This window comes from Cellvibrio zantedeschiae, from assembly GCF_014652535.1.
Classification (GTDB): Bacteria; Pseudomonadota; Gammaproteobacteria; order Pseudomonadales; family Cellvibrionaceae; genus Cellvibrio; species Cellvibrio zantedeschiae.
Map to the genome: position 1 here is coordinate 98821 of NZ_BMYZ01000005.1, position 18326 is coordinate 117146.

Below are 18326 nucleotides of genomic sequence, written 5' to 3' on the forward strand. Positions count from 1 at the left end.
AATCTTTGCGCATAGATTTTTACCAACTGGCGTTTTCCACTAACAAACCGGAGCTGCTAGTGTCATGTGCAGTGGTGAATTGCCAGGTACAAGCTTGAATTGCGCGGCGCACTGCATCAATCGCTTTATGACGTGGAAAGCTCGCGCGCCAGGCAAGGGAAATTTTTCGTTTTGGCTGCCCTTGTAAAGGTCTTGTCGACAAAGCTTGCGCAGAAAAAAGCGCGGAGCTGGTGGCCGACGACGGTAAAATACTAACGCCTAAACCAAGCGCGATCATGTGGCGCAACGTATCCAGACTACTGCATTCAATGCTGTTGTTTTGCGCCGCTGGATAAACCGCCAACATTTGTGTGCGCAGGCATTGTTTATCGCTTAGCAGCAAAAAAGTTTGATCTTCAAGATCATTCAATCCGATGGATTTTTTGGCCGCTAATGGATGGTTGAGCGGCATCACTAATTGCAAAGGCTCGCTGTAAACTTCCTGGCTGACAATATCTGCTTCGGTAAAAGGCTGGGAGATTAAGATGGCATCCAGCTCGCCAGTGCGCAGTTTTTCGCGCAAGTCGCTGTTGTAGCCTTCATAGCAAGTTAACGAGAGTTGGTTTGCGATCAACCGCAATGAGGGAATCAGCTGGGGCAGGAGCGAGGGGCCGAGAGTAAAAATTGCGCCCAATTTCAACTCGCCAGACAACTGATCTTTATCGGCCGCGGCCAGAGCGGTAATCGCATCAGCCTGACTTATCACGCGCTGGGCTTGGGCAATAATCTGTTCTCCCATTTGGGTTGCCCGAATACCGGATTTACTGCGCTCAAACAGCAGCACCCCCAAATTATCTTCCAGCTTGCGCACCGCCATACTCAAAGCTGATTGGCTGATATTGCATAGCTCGGCCGCACGACCAAAATGTTGGGTTTGCGCAAGGGTTACCAGGTAGCGAAGTTCAATCAGGGTCATAAGGTTCTGCTAAATACGAAATTTCTATTTACAGGATGGCCGGAAAGCCGCAGCCAGTCTACTCCCGAATGATCAATAGGTAAAATTGATTAGGTTTGAATTGAGGTGTTTTCTGTCATTCCTGTACAAATGGCGACTCTCCTTTGATCCGGCATTCCATGGACGGAATGCTCGCTTCTCCTACCAGAGATAGAAATGGAGAAATTCAGGAGTGCACGTGCAAGACCAAGTAAAAACACACATTAAAAAATAATAAGTCGGTGATCTTATGACAAATGCTCAACTTTCAGTCCATTTTTTCCTCCAGATGCTTGTCATCCTGGCTACCTGCCGTGGAGTTGGCTGGCTCGGTAAAAAATTCCTTAACCAACCCCAAGTCGTCGGCGAGATGATTGCGGGTGTACTGCTTGGCCCAACCCTGTTTGGCCTGCTCGCTCCGGAATGGCAAAAGGCCCTTTTCCCAAAAGAATCTATCAGCGTACTTTACGTATGTGCCCAGGTAGGTGTAGGTCTTTACATGTTCATTGTGGGCTTAGGCTTCCGCAAGGATCACTTTAAAGCCAACGCCGGCGCTGCCGCCGCTGTGTCTATTTCGGGTATGGCTGCTCCATTCGTTGTAGCAATCATGATCACACCTTGGTTGATGACTATTCCAGGCCTTTTCTCTGATAAAGCTACCCAGTTCAACGCCACCTTATTTATGGGTGCAGCGATTGCAATTACTGCGTTCCCCATGTTGGCACGTATTATTCACGAGCGTGGTTTAACCAACTCCAAGCTTGGCACCTTGTCGCTTTCAGCAGGCGCTATTGATGATGCTGGTGCCTGGTGTGTATTGGCCATCGTATTAGCCAGCTTCGGTGCCGGTGCTTCTTTAGCCATCACAACCATTGTTGGCGGCGTGATTTTCGCCAGCGTGGTATTGCTACTTGGCCCACGTCTGTTCGCTCCATTGGGTCGTATCGTTGAGCGCGAAGGTAAAATCACCCCCAACGTATTGGGCATTACTTTGATGGCATTTATGTTGTCTGCCTTTGTTGCGGATGGTATTGGCTTGCACGCTGTATTCGGTGGCTTCTTGCTCGGTACCGTAATGCCACGCGGCAAGTTTGTTGAAGAATTGAAAAAGCAAATCGAGCCATTCGCTGTGGTTATCCTTTTACCAACCTTCTTCACCTTCTCTGGCCTCAACACCTCTTTGACCATGATCAATAACGTTGAATTGGTGTTGATCGCGCTCGCAGTATTGGCTGGCTCTATTATCGCTAAAGGCGGCGCTTGCTACGCAGCAGCTCGTTTGTGCGGCCAGGACAATCGTACCGCTCTGGGCATTGGCGCTTTGATGAACTCACGCGGCTTGATGGAATTGATCATCATCAACATTGGCTTGCAAAAAGGCGTAATTGGCACTGGCCTCTTCTCTATGCTGGTATTGATGGCAATTGTCACTACCTTGATGGCATCACCTCTGTTTGAATATGTTTACGGCAAAAAGGCTCGCGAAACAGGTGAGCTGGATGCACTAGACCCCAGTGCAGCAAACGCCTAGTAATCCCGCTGTTCCAAGAACAGCTTCTGGACAACCCCCAGAAAACTTTAGCCGCCTTTAAGGCGGCTTTTTTATGGGCACAATTTATGACCATCCTGTCACGCCTATCTTCATCTCGGCACCTAAATGTCGATTTTCTTTACAAAAATATTTCAGCCCCACTAATTTTGTGACCAGCATCACACTAAAATCAAGGGATTACGCGCCTTGGTATAGCTTTTGCTCACTTCTTAGTCAGTTGTTTTCAATGCCATTTAATATCGGGATTAACCAAATGCCATCCATAAAAAACCTCGCTCTCGTTGTCATTGCCAGCCTGTTTGCTGCCGAAACCTTTGCTGCTCCTATTAGCATCACCCTTACCAGCCCAACCTCAAGAACGGGGGTGGACTCAGATTCTGCTTATGCAATGAGTTATAACTATGTTAAGCCCGAAGTAAGCTTAAATTTGACCGGTTGGACTTATGGTGTAACAGAAACAGTAGTGAACGACACTTGTAAAACCTGGAAACCAAAAACCAAAACTACGCCCAAGACCTGTATTGCCTGGAATACTAAAACCACAAAAACCCCAGACAACAAAGCTAAACAAGTGCTGGTTGGCAATTTCGGTTCAAGTAATGGGATTGGCGTTGAGAAGGCTAGCACTCCAAACCATGCAATGGACAACGAAGGCGGTTACTTCGATATGGTAATGCTGTCTTTCAGCAGCTTAGTGACCTTGAACAGCATTGACTTAGGTTGGATTTCGAACGATAGCGATGTTTCTATCCTGGCCTTCAATGGTACTCCGGGCCAGTTATCACCTGCGGGCAAAAGCTGGGAAAGCCTGTTAGGCAATGGCTGGCAATCAGCTGGCAACTATTACAATGTAGGTAGCAGCCCTAAAACCGTTAACCCATTAAACATTACGTCTCAATATTGGTTAATTGGTGCTTACAATCCTTTACTGGATAGCATCACTAAAGACACCAATACCGATTATTTTAAGCTGCAAGGCATTAAAGTGACCAAAGTGGTAAAAGTACCTGAGCCAAGTGCATTGGTATTGTTAGGTCTTGGTTTATTGAGCCTGGTGGCTGTACGTCGCCGCAAAATCTAATCAATCCGGTTAGTAAAAAGGGCGCTTTGAATTATCAAAGCGCCCTTTTTTATGTTTACTTTTTTTCGCTCAGTTGTCGTCGCAGCGCTGTGATAACCGGTACGACCTCCGGGCGAATATGTCGCCACAGATAAAAAGCTTCTGCTGCCTGACCAACCAGCATGCCCAAACCATCGGCGATTTTTGCCGCGCCATTTTCCAATGCCCATTTCAAAAACACGGTTGGCTCGGCACCGTACATCAAGTCATAGCAATAAGCATTGGGGTTTAACAAATCCGCAGGTAGGGGCGGTAGGTCTCCGCTCAAGCTTGTTGATGTACCGTTAATAATCAAATCGAATTTTTCGCCTGCCAGCTGCTCGAAACTGCTCGCTTTCACATCGCCCAAATCATGAAATTCTGCAACCAGTTCTTCGGCTTTGGAGAGGGTACGATTCGCAATCACTACCTGGATTGGGTGCTCCGCTAACAGCGGCTGTAAAATTCCGCGCACCGCTCCGCCAGCGCCCAAAATCAACACACGCTTACCTTGAATCTCCCAGTCAAGGTTGTGCATGTCGTGCACCATACCTATGCCGTCGGTGTTATCGCCCAGGATTTTGCCATCGGTTTGTAGCGCCAGAACATTAACCGCACCGGCTCGCTGCGCGCGTGGCGTTAACTCCTGCGCAAAACCAAATGCTTCCACTTTAAAAGGAATGGTGACATTCAAACCTTTGCCGCCCTGCGCAAAAAATGCCTGGACGGTTTTTACAAATTCATCCTCAGCCACCAGCTGTTTCGCATAATGCAAATCCTGCCCCGTTTGCTCGGCAAACTGGCGATGAATAGCGGGGGATTTGCTGTGGTTGATGGGGTTGCCAAATACAGCGTATTGATCGGTCATAGGAATCCAAAATATCGATGCAGCACAAGCAGTCACCCCTTTTAAGGGATGACAGGATTAGCCAATAAGCATGCTGCTTTTATCGGGAATTTATTTCAACCAGTCGCGCTGCGGCAAAAATTTTTCGTAAAGTTCGGCCTCAGCGCTGCCGGGTTGGGGATTATAGTCATATTCCCAGCGGACTAAAGGGGGAAGGGACATAAGAATGGATTCTGTGCGGCCACCGGTCTGCAAACCGAACAAAGTGCCCCGGTCGTACACCAGGTTAAATTCTACATAACGACCGCGACGATAGAGTTGGAATTGGCGTTCACGCTCGCCAAAAGGTGTATTTTTCCGGGCAGCAAGAATTGGCTGGTAGGCGGGAACATAGCTATCACCTACAGCGCGCAAAAAAGCAAAGCTCTTATCAAACCCTTGCTCATTGAGATCATCAAAAAACAAGCCGCCCACACCGCGCGCCTCATTGCGATGCTTGAGGTGAAAATATTCATCGCACCATTTTTTGTAGCGCGGGTAAACATCCTCGCCAAATGGATCGCAGGCGTTTTTAGCGGTTTGATGCCAATGCACCACATCAGCTTCGCTGCCGTAATAGGGAGTTAAATCATAGCCGCCACCAAACCACCACACCGGCTCAGCACCTTCTTTTTCGGCGATAAAGAACCGCACGTTAGCGTGGCTGGTAGGCACATAAGGGTTATTCGGATGGATTACCAGCGAAACGCCCATGGCCTCGAACGCGCGGCCAGCCAATTCAGGGCGATGGGCCGTGGCGGATGCGGGCATTTGCGTGCCGTGAACATGAGAGAAGTTAACACCACCTTTTTCGATCACAGTTCCGTTTGCCAAAACCCGTGTGCGACCACCGCCACCCTCAGCGCGAACCCAGGAATCCTCCACAAAACCAGCTCCACCGTCCTCCGCAGCAAGTGCGTTGCAGATGCGGTCTTGTAAATCTAATAGATAGGCTTTAACGGCTGATTTATCAGGGGCATTATTCATAGGAAGTTTTAACTCTGAGGCGGATTCTGAACGCCATTCTACTGGGCACGACTAGAAAGCGCTAAGCCCGGAATTTGATGTATATCATCCAGCCTGTAATTAACCAGCGCGTACTACTTCGCCGGTCATCAGATCGCGAATTTCGGAAGGATTTGCGCGCTTACCAACGGCACCCGAGGTAATTGCATCCAGCTCATCGCCAAAGTATCGGTGAACATCAAAACCTGTACGCGCAGGAGGGCGACCCTGGGTATTGCAAGAAGTAGATACTATAGGTGCTCCGAAAGCGCGGCTAAGGCCGGCAGCCACCGGGTGATCCGTCACACGCAGGGCAACGCCAGTGTAATCGCCAGTTATCCACTTGGGCGCAATACCGTTATTAGGTACCAGCCAAGTCACGGGACCGGGCCAGGTTTTTTTGATACGTTGCCGCTGAATATCGTTCAAATGATAGATAAAAGGTTCGAACTGGCTGATATCTGCCGCCAACAGGATTAAACCTTTATTAACAGGACGCTGTTTCATGTCCAATAACGCCATAACCGCGTCTTCATTGAAAGGGTTACAACCCAAACCCCAAACCGCTTCCGTCGGATAGGCGACAACGCCGCCCTGCCACATTTGTTTAGCCGCATATTGAACACGGGGATTTAACGACCAATTCATCATAAAAAGCGCCTTAAAAGTAGATGTTGGCAATCTACCGAAATAAGGGCCGCAAGGGAACCTGGGAACACGGCTTTCGCCAAGATTCAGCGTCCGGCGTTTACGAAATTCAAACTCAATATCTTTAAGGCTCAAAGCAAACCATACAAATACTTGGGTAATATTGCGTAAAAATGGTTGTGCTTACTGTGAATCAGCGTAATTTTCAAAATCCTAACTATTAATACCCGGAGCAATAATGACTACTACTCGCCGTAAATTCCTTACCGCCGGTGCTGTTACCGGTGCCGCACTTGCATCAGCAGGCACTTTGGCTGCGGCTCCCAACACCGCGCCTAAACTCTTGCACCATGTTTTTTTCTGGCTCAAGAACCCCAACTCCGCCGCCGACCGCGCCAAATTAATTGCCGGTGTTAAATCCCTTGCAGCTATTGAAACTGTACGCAGCATCCATGTGGGTGTTCCGGCATCGACGGAAAAACGCGATGTGGTCGATAACTCTTACCATGTATCTGAATTGCTAGGTTTTGATGATGTAGCGGGTCAGGATGCCTATCAAGTGCATCCGCTGCATAAAAAGTTTGTCGATGAACATCAACATTTGTGGAGCAAAGTGGTGGTGTATGACGCGATGAAAGTGGATTAAGGGCTCGCTGGATTTTTACTACTTGTAAAAAATCGCGTTAGAAAACCCCGCTGCGGCGTTCCGGAGCGGGGTTATAAGCGTGCTAGATATAAATCACTCATACCCGCTGATAACCAGCACCTATTTGTTGCACGAACCCCTTGATCTCCAAGCCAATTAACTGGCCCGCAATTGAACCCACCGCAATGCCGGTACGCTCCACCAAATCATCGATATTGACCGGGTCATAGCCCATAGCGCGGATAATTTGTTGCTCCGCCGGTGATAACAAATCGAGCGACTTTTCGTCCAATTCGGTTTTTTTAGCCGCCTTTTGTTTCAATTTGTGCAAGTTTTCCAATTGATAACCGAGCATACCCTGCAGCTGATCAACAATATCCTGGCCTGTTTCCACCAAAGTTGCGCCCTGGCGAATCAGTTGATGGCAGCCCCTCGCCAAAGGATTGTGAATAGAACCCGGAATCGCAAATACCTCACGATTTTGTTGCAAGGCGGCTTGAGCGGTAATGAGCGAACCGCTTTGGACTGCTGCTTCTACCACCAAAACACCCCAACTCAGGCCGCTGATAATACGGTTGCGCTGGGGAAAATTGGCGGCTTTGGAACCGCTGCCCAAGGGTAACTCGCTTACCAATGCACCACCTGTCTCCACAATCTCTTGTGCCAATCTGCGGTGGCGTGACGGGTAAATCAGATCCAAACCAGTACCCATTACCGCTATGGTCTTCCCACCGCCGGCTAAGGCTCCCTGATGGGCAGCTGCATCCACCCCCAAGGCCAAGCCGCTGGTAATTACAAAACCATTGGCCGCGAGGAACTCCGCAAAACGCTGGGCATTTTCACCCCCGCCCGCGCTGGGATTACGGCTACCGACAATGGCAATTTGTGGAAGGCTGAGCAAATGAATATCACCACGCACAAATAGCAATGGCGGCACCTTGGGAATCTGGCTTAATAACTCTGGATAGGAGGCATCACTAATCGATACCAAGTGTACGTCGGGCTGCAGATCCAGCCATTCCAAATCGAGCAGCGCTTTTTGGCCAACAGCTGAGTTATCGGCATGGGATTGGAATTCCCGCACAGCCGATAAAGACTCTTCATCCAGCAAGGATTGCAAACGATTGATTGGCGCACTTAAAGCGGCTTCTGGAGAACCAAAATGCTTGATAAGCCGTTGGAAGCTTGCCGCACCCACATGAGGTAAGCGATGTAAAACGAGGGAGTAAAAGCGAGGATCTTGCATGATTCTTCCTTGAGAAGCTGGCGGTGCTTCGTGCACCGCCGCCAACTAATTTTATGGATTTTGCAGTGAATCGCCAACCGTCAAGGGGCGATCGGCTTCCAATACCAAAGCGAAGCTCATTTTCTTAAAGGTACGGAAGACCATCAACAGACCAGCGCGCTCATCCGGCAAAGACACCATGCCGCCAGTCACACGATCCGCCACAACTTCACCTTTTTTATAAATAGCTAACACGTTGCCAGGCTTAATGCCTTCACGGTCACCGCGGTTAATCATAACAACGTTATATTTACCCACCTGCTGAACACCGCCTTCAACACCAATAATTGTACCGGTAATTTCACTATCGGGGCCGCTTGGGAAAAAGGTTGAACTGGTTGAGCGGTCTTCGCTTGGCAAAAGTTTATCGCCAATACGAATTTCTTCGTTCGCGCGAACAACGTTAACAGTGGCCACATCACCCTTAATAGATTTAATACTTACCGAACCCACACCAAGTGCATGCATGCCCAAGACTTCACGAGTTTTGGGGTCGTAGAAAAACTCGCCTTTGCGGAAAACACCAAAGTTGGTTAAATCTTTAAAATCCCCACGCGCATAAGCTTCGTCGCCCGCACCAGATACTATGCGTTTTTGTGGACCGGCGAGAATATAAGGAGCCTTGTCTAAAGTTTTCTCACTATCAATTATGCGGCTGCGCGACAGGAAGCTATCGATGCGATCCAGTGGAATTGCAGTAATCGCCGCTTCGTTTTGTACGACACGTATTTGAGGGCTCAATTTTTCAGTGGCGTTAATACCGCTGCCACCAGCACCGGGAACCAACTTGAGCGTGCGCTCAGAGGTCAAACGCGCTTCGCCGTCGATATAAATCAACTTGATTAAATCGCCAGGGTAAATCAAATGGGGGTTTTCAATTTGGGGGTTGGCATGCCAGATTTCTGGCCATTTCCAAGGGGAATTCAGGAAGGTGCTGGAGATATCCCAAAGGGTATCGCCTCTTTTTACGGTGTATTCATCCGGATGTCCGGTTTTGAGCAGGGCATCTTGCGCCCATACATTCAAGCTCAAAAAGGCAGCGGCTATAAGGCCAATAAATATTTTTTTCATAGAAACCGATCCTGTTTTATTCGGCCATGGGACAGATAGACGTTATAATAGCTTATTAATCCGACACGCTGCTTCCAGAATACAGAGTAATTCCTGTACGATCATCATGTTAGCAGCGCTTATTATCTTTTTACTAGAAGTTTGTCACAAGACTATGGCGATATTAGAAATACTCGAATTCCCCGATCCCCGCTTACGCACTATAGCCAAGCCCGTTACCCAGGTAGACGACCGCGTGCGCAAGTTGATCGACGACATGTTTGAAACCATGTACGACGCTCCCGGTGTTGGCTTGGCCGCTTCGCAAATCAATGTGCATGAACGCATAGTAGTTATAGACGTGAGTGAGGATAAATCCCAGCCATTAGTATTTATAAATCCCGAAGTCACGGTTCTGGATAGCGATATGCACGAGTACGATGAAGGTTGCCTCTCCGTACCCGGCTTTTACGAAACCGTAGAGCGCCCCGAGCACATTAGCGTTACTGCATTGGATCGCGATGGCAAATCCTTTACGATCAAACCTGATGGTTTATTAGCGGTGTGCATTCAACACGAGTTGGATCACCTGAACGGTAAGTTATTTGTGGATTATATTTCCCCGTTCAAACGCGGCCGTATTAAGAAAAAGCTCGAGAAAAAACACAAAGAAGAGGCGCGCTAAGCGCCTTTTTGTTTTGGTTAGCTAATGCTTTGAAGTATGCCCTATAGCGTTCAACCAATTAAGAAGGGAATCGTCATCCTCGCGTAGCGGACCGCTGGATTACTCGCTACGCTCGCCCTTCGGGTCAGCCTGCGGCTGTTCAAGCACTTTGTGCTTAGTCCCACTACGCGAGGATGACGACTCCCCATAGAATCACTTTTATTGCTTAAGAATCCATGACAGACACCCCACTAAATATCATCTTCGCCGGTACACCCGAATTTGCCGCCGAGCACCTAAAAGCCCTGATCGGCAGCCGCCACAAGGTCATTGCTGTCTATTCCCAACCAGATCGCCCCGCCGGTCGCGGTAAAAAGCTCACGGCAAGCCCGGTAAAAGAAGTCGCGCTGGAACACAACATTCCCGTATACCAGCCACTCAACTTTAAAAGTGACGAGGCAAAAGCCGAGCTGGCTGCCCTAAATGCAGATTTGATGGTCGTGGTTGCCTATGGGTTAATCCTGCCCAAAGTCGTGTTGGACACTCCGCGCTTGGGTTGTATTAACGTCCATGCCTCGATTCTTCCACGCTGGCGCGGCGCAGCTCCCATCCAACGGGCCATTGAAGCAGGCGATACCGAAACTGGCGTTACCATTATGCAAATGGATGTTGGCCTCGATACCGGTGATATGCTGATAAAAGCGTTTTGCCCGATTTTGGCGACAGATACCGGCGGTATTCTGCATGATCGACTCCTGAATATCGGCACTCCTGCGTTGCTGGAAGCCTTGGATCAAATCCAATCTGGCCAAACCAAGCCTATCAAACAGGATGATGCGCTCAGTAATTACGCCCCAAAACTTAGCAAAGAAGAAGCGGCGCTAAACTGGAAGCTACCTGCCGTTGAACTCGAACGGAAAGTACGGGCGTTTAACCCATTTCCAGTCGCCCACACCAAACCAGCGGGCTCCGGTGATGATGCTCGCATTCGGGTTTGGGCGGCAAAAGCCATGGACAAACCAACCGACGAGCCGCCTGGAACGATTATAGGAATAACAACCTACGGCCTTTCAGTGGCATGCCAAAGCGGCCAGCTAATATTGGAAAAGCTACAACTGCCGGGGAAAAAGCCAATGGGCGTTACAGAAATTCTTCTCGGTCATCCCGATCTATTTAAACGGGGCGATAAACTGGAGATTCCAACTTGATCAGCGTTCGCGCCGCCGCCGCGCAGGTATTAGCGAAGATTCTTCAAGGACAAGGCTCTCTGTCCAGCTTGTTGCCCGCAATCCAGCATCAAGTTGCCGAGCAAGACCGCCCACTGCTGCAAGAATTGTGTTTCGGTACTTGCCGCTATCAGCCGCAACTAAGCGCCTACATTGAATGTCTGGTCGATAAGCCCTTGCGCGCCAAGGACAGCGACATTCAGGCGCTCTTGCTGCTCGGTCTTTATCAGCTGCTACACACGCGCATCCCCGACCACGCCGCATTAGGCGAAACGGTAGAAGTCACCCGGTTTTTGAAAAAGCCTTGGGCGACCAGCCTGGTAAATGGGGTGCTGCGTAAATTCCAGCGCGACAAAGGCAAACTAGACAAGCTACTCGCGCAAAACTACGCATTTCAGACCAATCATCCCGCATGGATGGAAGCTTCTCTACGCAAAAATTGGCCGAACCAGCTCGAAGAAATTATCGCTACCAACAATAGCCATCCGCCTTTTACACTGCGAATCAACACCCAAAAAATCAGCCGCGATAAATATCTAGCCCTGCTCCAGGACGCGGATATCGCAGCCAACCCAACTACATTTAGCCCCTACGGGATCACGCTGGAAAACGCCTGCGATCCGCGCAAATTGCCATTTTTCAGCGAAGGCTGGGTTAGCGTACAAGATGAAGCGGCGCAATTGAGTGCCGATCTGCTGCAATTATCGCCAAACTTGCGGATATTAGATGCTTGTTGCGCACCAGGAGGTAAAACTGGCCACATTCTGGAGTTGGAACCCAACTCGCAAGTTACCGCATTGGATGTCGACGAACGCCGCCTTGGTCGCGTGCGTGAAAACCTCGCCCGCCTCGGGGCTGAAGCAAACATAATATGCGGCGATGGGACAACTAAAGATTGGTGGGATGGCGAATTATTCGACCGCATCCTGCTGGATGCTCCCTGTTCGGCAACGGGAATTATTCGCCGCCACCCGGATATCAAAGTGCTACGCACCCCGGAAGAACTCGACAAGCTCGGCGAATTACAAATCAAATTACTCAACAACCTTTGGTCGCTCTTAAAGCCTGGCGGAATTCTGGTGTATGCCACCTGCTCGGTCATGCCCAAAGAAAATACCCAGGTTGTGGAAGCCTTTTTGAAACGCCAACCGCAAGCTGAATGCGATATTTTGGATGCTGAATGGGGCATAAGCCAAACCTGCGGCCGCCAATTGCTTCCGTCAGCAGCGGGACATGATGGTTTCTATTATGCACGCCTGCGCAAACTCTAATCAGAACCTAGATCATCACGGCACAAGGTTCAACGATAGTTCGATACGAATCAGATAAGGGGAAGGATATGAACGAAACCATTACCGCCCGCTGCCAATGTGGCGCTGTTAAATTTACAGCCAACAGCCAACCCCTGATTCAATTCGTTTGCCACTGCAAAGACTGCCAAACTGCAGCCGGGCAGCCATTTGTGGGTTTGGTTTTTTTCAAACGTAAATATGCCGATATTTCAGGGGAACTGAGCCAGCATAAATTCGTTGCTGATTCAGGCAAGGCAACAGCGCGCGACTACTGTGTGCAGTGCGACACTGTTATGTTTGATCACTCCGAAGGCTTTCCCGGAATTATTGGTGTAATGCAGGAGCGAATTTTGGGTGACTTTGAATTTCTCCCCCACTGCCATGTGTGGGTAAAAAGTAAGCTTGATGAAATTGTGATTCCCGAGGGCGCAACGCAATATCAGGAAAGCCTTATTCTTTGAGTAACTGCGCTATGGCCGCCGTAGCCATATCGAAATAACCGGGGTCGTTCTGGCTCTTGGCGCCAATCAAACCGCCCTGTAAAAGCGCAAAAATCTGCCGGGCTTTTTCCGGCGTTTTTGCCATATCCAAGCACTCCAACTGAGCTTCAATCCAGCCAATATTTAACGCGTAAAAGGTTTTCATTTCCCGCTGAATTTCTTCCGGCAGGTTTTTAATCTCCGCCGCCAGCATGGTACAGACCGTCATCCGCTGGCTGGTCGCGGCCTCTTGGCGAAAAAGGGCAATCATGGCATCCAGGGCCTTATGCGGATCAAGATAATGCTCTGCAATCTGGGTTAAGGCTCCTTCTAGACGCAGGCGATAGGCGCGCGCGACCTCCACCCCCAAATGAGTTTTAGTCGGGAAATGATAATGAATACTCGCACTTTTAATACCCAACTCAGCCGCTAACTCGCGAAAGCTAAAGGCCGAGTAGCCACGGCTTGCAATCGCCTCCTGTGCCAGTTCGATAATTTTGTCGCGGGTGGTGGTGGCCATAGCTTTAAGACTTGATGATTTTTGTCAGCATAATATCCCAATACACCTATCTAGTGGTAGATAGGCTTGACGAAAGCAAAAATCGGCCTTAACTTACCTATCACTAGGTAGGCAAATTCAGGAGTGGATCGTAGTGAATAGTTTAACAACACAAGTCGTGGTTTTAGGCAGCGGCCCTGGTGGTTATTCAGCGGCATTTCGAGCAGCGGATTTAGGTTTGGATGTGATCATGATTGAGCAATATTCTACGCTTGGTGGTGTGTGTTTGAACGTAGGCTGCATTCCCTCCAAAGCCTTATTGCATGTGGCAGAAGTGATCAACGAATCCAAACACGCCGAACATTTGGGAGTGAGCTTTGGCCCCGCAACTTACGAACTGGATAAGGTTCGCGCCTACAAAGACTCCGTTGTGGGTAAATTAACTGGTGGCGTTTCGGGCATGGCGAAGGGGCGTAAAGTGCAAATCGTCCACGGTTACGGTAGCTTTACCGATGACCGCCATATCCAAGTCGTCAACGGCAATGAAACTACTCTAATTCAATTTGAACACGCGATTATTGCGGCGGGTTCATCCAGCGTAAAATTACCTTTTATCCCTGAAGACCCTCGCATCTTCGATTCAACGGGCGCGTTGGAATTGAAGTCTGTGCCTGCCCGTTTGCTGGTCATTGGCGGCGGTATTATCGGTTTGGAAATGGCGACCGTGTACGAGGCGCTGGGCAGCAAAGTAACCGTCGTAGAATTTGCCGATCAGGTCATCCCAGCGGCCGATAAAGACTTGGTAAGCGTTTTCACCCGTTACAACAAAGACAAATTCGAATTATTGCTTTCCACCAAAGTGGAAGCCGTAACAGCAAAACCCGATGCGATAAGTGTGAAATTCAGTAGCGCTACTGAGGAGCGCAGTTTTGATGCAGTTTTGGTCGCCGTAGGGCGCACACCTAACGGCAAGAAAATCGCTGCGGAAAAAGCAGGCGTGAATGTAGACGAACGCGGATTTATTGCTGTAAACAAATACCTACAAACCAATGTCCCGCATATTTTTGCGATTGGCGACATAGTCGGCCAACCCATGCTCGCCCACAAAGCCAGTCACGAAGGCCACGCTGCTGCAGAAGTTATCGCCGGGCACAAACACGAATTTGTGCCGCTAGCGATTCCGTCCATCGCCTACACCAGCCCGGAAATTGCCTGGGTCGGACTAACCGAAAAAGAAGCACAGCAACGCGGCATCAATTACAAAACAGCCGTTTATCCCTGGTCTGCCAGCGGCCGCGCACTCAGCGCCGACCGCAGCGAAGGCAAAACCAAATTGATTTACGACCCGGTTACCGACCGTTTATTAGGTGCAGGTATTGTGGGAATCCACGCAGGAGAATTATTAGGTGAACTCACACTCGCGCTGGAATTTAATGCAAGCGTAGAAGACGTAGCTCTCACAATTCACGCGCATCCAACGCTGCATGAAACTGTTGGGCTTGCGGCAGAACTCGCGGGTGGAACGATTACGGATTTACCGAATCCAGCTGCGGTGAAACGATAACTCTAAAAACTAAAAAGCCGATAAGTGAAATGACTTATCGGCTTTTTTTATTAACGAACAACTAATAATCAATCTGACGGCTAGCTATTTATTTCCATTGTTTGGCACGTCTCAGGCACACAAGCAAAAGACCTCCAAATAACAAAGCGAGCGAGCTCGGCTCAGGCACTTTTGAGTACGTATAGCTATAGTCATTAGTAGACCAGGCATCAAATTCAGAAGCAGAAGCATAAAAAAAGTTGCCGCCAATCGTAGTAAAGGCATGCACCCAGAAATCATTGCTGCCCCACATAATAGTATTCGTTTTATTAAGCAATCCACCAAAAAGGTATCCGTCACCTATAGGCTCGCCATTAATTTCATTAGCTTGGTAATTGTGACCATCAATAAGCAAAGATACGTCGGTAATCGCATCTATATTTGCACCGAAAGTGTCAGCCTGGAAGGTAATGTATCCGGATATAGGATCTTGTGGTGGCGTAGTGCCATTAGTAACAGCAGTGAAGCCTTTAGCAGAAAAATCAATCTTATAAATTGCAGCTTGCGACGCACCTGCAAATAAAAGACATGCTGCAGCCAAACCAAAACGAAATAAATTTAGATATTTCATAAATGTTCCATATTGATAATTTTTATTAAAACCCTGTGCAACCTGATGGCTACAGGAGGACATATTACCGCATGTCTAAATTTCAACCAGCTATATTTTTAAAAATTGAGAAATGAGTACTCTTCCTTTTCATAAACTTCCCACTATTTTGGCGCTGGCAAATTTGATTTAGATATGGGCATATATTTATCCAAAAACTGATCGATTGCTTTGAATGTCGCGATACGATTTTCATTATTTGACAAATAATGATCTTCATCTGGCAATTCAAGATAAGTTACATTTTTTCCAGCTTTGGCCAAAGCATCGCGCATTTGGGTGCTGTGTTTTACGGGTACTTGGCGGTCGTCGTCGCCGTGTACCAATAACACTGGCACTTTGATTTTATCGGCAAAGTTAACGGGTGATATTTCTTTCAAATGCTTATTGTCGTTGCCGATTTGCTCATCGACAACATTGTATGAACTCCAAAATGCGCGACTGTCTTTTACCAATTCATACACGTTACTTACGCCAGCTACACTCACTGCGCATTTATAAAAATCTGGTGTTTTAACCACACCCATAAGCGCTGCATAACCTCCATAGCTTGCACCTATAATGCAGAGTGATTTTTCATCAGCAATACCGTCTGCAATTAATTTGCGTGCACCGTCTTCAATATCATCCTGCATTTCCATGCCCCAGTTTTTTAAACCGGCGTTACGGAATTCCAAGCCTTGTCCGGCTGAACCGCGGAAATTCATTTTTAAAACGGCATAACCTTTGTCGGCAAAATATTGCACCCAATAATCGAAATCATCGTCATCGCGCGCAATGGGTCCACCGTGCGGAAAAATAATAGTTGCCAGTTTTTTACCGGGAGAATTTTTTGGCAAGGTTAAATAGGCTTCGATATTTAAACCGTCGCGCGCCTTGTAGTCATAGCGTTTGCTGGATGCCATTGCCGCTGAATCCAACTGTTTATAACGATAGGCAACTGCATTTAATCGGATAGGATTACGATGCCCCACGTAAAAAGTACCCGCATCTGTATCGCTGTTTGAAGACATCAAAAACGTTTGCATATCTTGTGAAAATGCATAGATATAATTTCTACTATTAGGCATAGCCTTATCAATACTGGCTTGCAATTTTTTCAATTCGGGATCAAAAAAGGAGAAGCCACCATTCGCCGAATAGGTAATGCCGATTACATCTTTGGTTACCGGTGAATAAACCAATCTGCCATTAACGTCATAAACAGGATCTGCAAACACTAGCTCGCGTGCCAGGTTTTTATCGGTAAGATTTACTTTGAAAATAGCGAGACGTTTTTCGTGGTAGGCACGAATATAAAGAATATTGGGATCAAGGCCAAATCCTAAAGGCGTTACTTCTTCCGCAGAAAAATCTTTATGGGACCACACTTGTTGCCATTTTTCATCCGTCGTATTTTTTATGACAACTTTCTGGGTACCATCATCACCAATGTACATACCGGCACGAACGCGGTGTTGCCTATCCGTCCACCACCCAAAAACATGATCTTCAGAACCTTGGTATACACGAGCTGTTTGCTCGCGGAAGTTGACTTTATAAACTCCTGCATAGGAATTACTGCCCATGGCGAGAGTTTGGTTAGTCGGTAACGCCAATAAAATACTGTCCGGTTCTTCAGGTAAGGTATCTACAACCAGATCTTGAGCCACGGGTATTACTTTGTAGCGTTTTAAAAAATTATTCGATAATGGTGTGAGTATTTGATCTTTTTCCAAATCAATAATCATCAAGCGGGATTCGCGGGTCTTTGCATTTACACGCGAACTGCCCACCCAAGTATCAATTTTGCTGGGGAATACCGTGCCCACTAAAAGTGTTTTTTCATCTTTCCAGGACACCCAATAAATATCGTATTTTTTATTATCGGTAAACAGCACCAACTTTTTCTGGCCCGATTTTAAATCGGTAACCTGAACAGCTGTACCTTTGGTATTTTCTACATCGACGCGAACAATGGAAGAAATCTTTTCACCGCTAGGGGAAAGCCCCATTTGCGAGACATCCGGCAAACTGGCAAACGATTCAACGGGCAGTGCATTAACGCACAATGAGAACAAACTGCCAGCCACAACAGCCAGCATTTTCAGGGATTTATACATCCTTAACTCCTTGCAAATATATTTATTATTAAGAGCACTCCAGCCGAGCGCTTTTTAAACTTACTACAACATTCAGATTTAAATCACCATCACACCATCAGCCTCAATCAAAGAAGCTCGTGGCAATTGGTTAATACCGATGGCGGCACGAGCGGGGAAAGGAGCAGAAAAGTATTGGCTCATGACTTCGTTAACTATGGGGAAATTCGCCAAATCCGTGAGATAAATATTTAATTTAACAATATCTTTCAGATCGCCATCGGCAGCCACGCAAACAGCACGCAAATTTTTAAACACTTGATGAGCCTGAGCTGCAAAATCGCCTTCCACTAATTGCATAGTGACCGGGTCTAGTGGGATTTGGCCAGACAAGTACACCGTGTTATTCACTTTAACGGCTTGAGAATAAGTACCTATGGCGGCTGGGGCGTTGTCACTGTGGATGATAGCTTTATTAGTCATGGTGATCCTTAAATCGCTGATAGAGCGGTAAATCGCCGGTTAAACCTAAACCTGACGAAACCTTAAATCGAAAGCAGCCGAGTATAAAGAAGCTCAACCATCAAGGCCAGCCGGTGGGGCCGTTTCACAGGCTCGGCCCTTGAATAATGCCTGTAGCACCCTAAAAACGCTGAAATGGCCTGCCAATCCCGCTATTATGCCACCCGCGGCCACCGCGAAATTCAGATTGCGTTCATTGAAACCTC

General features: G+C 48.0%; 18 protein-coding genes. 8 read left to right on the top strand and 10 right to left on the bottom strand.

Translation table 11 applies throughout. The features are described from left to right. Positions 1-19: 19 nt before the first annotated feature. The gene (locus tag IE104_RS18655; RefSeq protein WP_189421359.1) at positions 20-955 is read right to left on the bottom strand and encodes a hydrogen peroxide-inducible genes activator; all 936 of its coding nucleotides are present in this window, start codon (positions 953-955) and stop codon (positions 20-22) included. A gap of 268 nt (positions 956-1223) precedes the next feature. On the opposite strand from IE104_RS18655, the gene IE104_RS18660 reads away from it, so the two are divergent. Next, on the top strand, positions 1224-2504 hold the full coding sequence (locus tag IE104_RS18660; protein ID WP_189421360.1) for a cation:proton antiporter: 1281 nt from the start codon (positions 1224-1226) through the stop codon (positions 2502-2504). Positions 2505-2778: 274 nt separating this feature from the next. Beyond that, on the top strand, positions 2779-3606 hold the full coding sequence (xdp1, locus tag IE104_RS18665) for an exosortase-dependent surface protein XDP1 (RefSeq protein ID WP_189421361.1): 828 nt from the start codon (positions 2779-2781) through the stop codon (positions 3604-3606). 55 nt (positions 3607-3661) lie between these two features. Here xdp1 and aroE read toward each other — a convergent pair whose 3' ends face one another. The 3 genes from aroE to tsaC all read right to left on the bottom strand — a co-directional run bounded on the left by aroE (position 3662) and on the right by tsaC (position 6166). Then, positions 3662-4492, bottom strand: coding sequence for a shikimate dehydrogenase (gene aroE, locus IE104_RS18670; RefSeq protein ID WP_189421362.1), 831 nt, complete (start codon positions 4490-4492; stop codon positions 3662-3664). A gap of 90 nt (positions 4493-4582) precedes the next feature. Beyond that, on the bottom strand, positions 4583-5497 hold the full coding sequence (gene hemF / locus IE104_RS18675) for an oxygen-dependent coproporphyrinogen oxidase (protein WP_189421363.1): 915 nt from the start codon (positions 5495-5497) through the stop codon (positions 4583-4585). Between the two features lie 99 nt (positions 5498-5596). Then, the gene (tsaC, locus tag IE104_RS18680) at positions 5597-6166 is read right to left on the bottom strand and encodes an L-threonylcarbamoyladenylate synthase type 1 TsaC (protein WP_189421369.1); all 570 of its coding nucleotides are present in this window, start codon (positions 6164-6166) and stop codon (positions 5597-5599) included. 235 nt (positions 6167-6401) lie between these two features. Between tsaC and IE104_RS18685 the strand changes: the two genes are divergently transcribed. Next, positions 6402-6809, top strand: a complete 408-nt coding sequence (locus tag IE104_RS18685; protein ID WP_189421370.1) for a Dabb family protein — start codon at positions 6402-6404, stop codon at positions 6807-6809. A gap of 97 nt (positions 6810-6906) precedes the next feature. Here IE104_RS18685 and dprA read toward each other — a convergent pair whose 3' ends face one another. Both dprA and IE104_RS18695 read right to left on the bottom strand, forming a co-directional pair. Beyond that, a complete protein-coding gene (gene dprA, locus IE104_RS18690; protein ID WP_189421379.1) occupies positions 6907-8055 on the bottom strand; it encodes a DNA-processing protein DprA in 1149 nt (382 codons plus the stop codon). A 51-nt stretch (positions 8056-8106) separates the two neighbouring features. After that, positions 8107-9165, bottom strand: coding sequence for a LysM peptidoglycan-binding domain-containing protein (locus IE104_RS18695; RefSeq protein WP_189421381.1), 1059 nt, complete (start codon positions 9163-9165; stop codon positions 8107-8109). A 154-nt stretch (positions 9166-9319) separates the two neighbouring features. Between IE104_RS18695 and def the strand changes: the two genes are divergently transcribed. From def to IE104_RS18715, 4 genes are all read left to right on the top strand, one after another. Further along, positions 9320-9829 (top strand): peptide deformylase, encoded by a 510-nt coding sequence (gene def, locus IE104_RS18700; RefSeq protein WP_189421383.1) that lies wholly within the window; start codon positions 9320-9322, stop codon positions 9827-9829. 215 nt (positions 9830-10044) lie between these two features. Then, positions 10045-11016, top strand: coding sequence for a methionyl-tRNA formyltransferase (gene fmt, locus IE104_RS18705; RefSeq protein ID WP_189421385.1), 972 nt, complete (start codon positions 10045-10047; stop codon positions 11014-11016). Further along, positions 11013-12305, top strand: coding sequence for a 16S rRNA (cytosine(967)-C(5))-methyltransferase RsmB (gene rsmB / locus IE104_RS18710; RefSeq protein WP_229838166.1), 1293 nt, complete (start codon positions 11013-11015; stop codon positions 12303-12305). Before fmt ends, rsmB begins: the two co-directional genes overlap by 4 nt. Positions 12306-12373: 68 nt before the next feature. Next, complete coding sequence (locus IE104_RS18715; RefSeq protein WP_189421387.1) at positions 12374-12787, top strand: GFA family protein; 414 nt, start codon at positions 12374-12376, stop codon at positions 12785-12787. Here the strand turns inward: IE104_RS18715 and IE104_RS18720 are convergent. Then, positions 12777-13325, bottom strand: a complete 549-nt coding sequence (locus tag IE104_RS18720) for a TetR/AcrR family transcriptional regulator (protein ID WP_189421389.1) — start codon at positions 13323-13325, stop codon at positions 12777-12779. The two genes, IE104_RS18715 and IE104_RS18720, sit on opposite strands and share 11 nt — an antisense overlap. A gap of 133 nt (positions 13326-13458) precedes the next feature. Here IE104_RS18720 and lpdA point away from each other — a divergent pair, with 133 nt between their 5' ends. Further along, positions 13459-14868: a dihydrolipoyl dehydrogenase gene (lpdA, locus tag IE104_RS18725; RefSeq protein WP_189421391.1), complete on the top strand. Its 1410-nt coding sequence runs from the start codon at positions 13459-13461 to the stop codon at positions 14866-14868. 88 nt (positions 14869-14956) lie between these two features. Here the strand turns inward: lpdA and IE104_RS18730 are convergent, their stop codons facing one another. From IE104_RS18730 to ridA, 3 genes are all read right to left on the bottom strand, one after another. Beyond that, a complete protein-coding gene (locus IE104_RS18730) occupies positions 14957-15478 on the bottom strand; it encodes a PEP-CTERM sorting domain-containing protein (RefSeq protein WP_189421393.1) in 522 nt (173 codons plus the stop codon). 143 nt (positions 15479-15621) lie between these two features. Next, positions 15622-17619, bottom strand: coding sequence for an alpha/beta hydrolase family protein (locus IE104_RS18735; protein WP_189421395.1), 1998 nt, complete (start codon positions 17617-17619; stop codon positions 15622-15624). Between the two features lie 78 nt (positions 17620-17697). Next, positions 17698-18081 (bottom strand): deaminase RidA, encoded by a 384-nt coding sequence (gene ridA, locus IE104_RS18740; protein WP_189421397.1) that lies wholly within the window; start codon positions 18079-18081, stop codon positions 17698-17700. Positions 18082-18326 lie beyond the last annotated feature (245 nt).

What these genes read in the sequence shown, in the direction of transcription:
- IE104_RS18655 (WP_189421359.1), bottom strand. Translation starts at nt 955, where the DNA reads ATGACCCTGATTGAACTTCGCTACCTGGTAACCCTTGCGCAAACCCAA.
- IE104_RS18660 (WP_189421360.1), top strand. Translation starts at nt 1,224, where the DNA reads ATGACAAATGCTCAACTTTCAGTCCATTTTTTCCTCCAGATGCTTGTC.
- xdp1 (WP_189421361.1), top strand. Translation starts at nt 2,779, where the DNA reads ATGCCATCCATAAAAAACCTCGCTCTCGTTGTCATTGCCAGCCTGTTT.
- aroE (WP_189421362.1), bottom strand. Translation starts at nt 4,492, where the DNA reads ATGACCGATCAATACGCTGTATTTGGCAACCCCATCAACCACAGCAAA.
- hemF (WP_189421363.1), bottom strand. Translation starts at nt 5,497, where the DNA reads ATGAATAATGCCCCTGATAAATCAGCCGTTAAAGCCTATCTATTAGAT.
- tsaC (WP_189421369.1), bottom strand. Translation starts at nt 6,166, where the DNA reads ATGATGAATTGGTCGTTAAATCCCCGTGTTCAATATGCGGCTAAACAA.
- IE104_RS18685 (WP_189421370.1), top strand. Translation starts at nt 6,402, where the DNA reads ATGACTACTACTCGCCGTAAATTCCTTACCGCCGGTGCTGTTACCGGT.
- dprA (WP_189421379.1), bottom strand. Translation starts at nt 8,055, where the DNA reads ATGCAAGATCCTCGCTTTTACTCCCTCGTTTTACATCGCTTACCTCAT.
- IE104_RS18695 (WP_189421381.1), bottom strand. Translation starts at nt 9,165, where the DNA reads ATGAAAAAAATATTTATTGGCCTTATAGCCGCTGCCTTTTTGAGCTTG.
- def (WP_189421383.1), top strand. Translation starts at nt 9,320, where the DNA reads ATGGCGATATTAGAAATACTCGAATTCCCCGATCCCCGCTTACGCACT.
- fmt (WP_189421385.1), top strand. Translation starts at nt 10,045, where the DNA reads ATGACAGACACCCCACTAAATATCATCTTCGCCGGTACACCCGAATTT.
- IE104_RS18715 (WP_189421387.1), top strand. Translation starts at nt 12,374, where the DNA reads ATGAACGAAACCATTACCGCCCGCTGCCAATGTGGCGCTGTTAAATTT.
- IE104_RS18720 (WP_189421389.1), bottom strand. Translation starts at nt 13,325, where the DNA reads ATGGCCACCACCACCCGCGACAAAATTATCGAACTGGCACAGGAGGCG.
- IE104_RS18730 (WP_189421393.1), bottom strand. Translation starts at nt 15,478, where the DNA reads ATGAAATATCTAAATTTATTTCGTTTTGGTTTGGCTGCAGCATGTCTT.
- IE104_RS18735 (WP_189421395.1), bottom strand. Translation starts at nt 17,619, where the DNA reads ATGTATAAATCCCTGAAAATGCTGGCTGTTGTGGCTGGCAGTTTGTTC.
- ridA (WP_189421397.1), bottom strand. Translation starts at nt 18,081, where the DNA reads ATGACTAATAAAGCTATCATCCACAGTGACAACGCCCCAGCCGCCATA.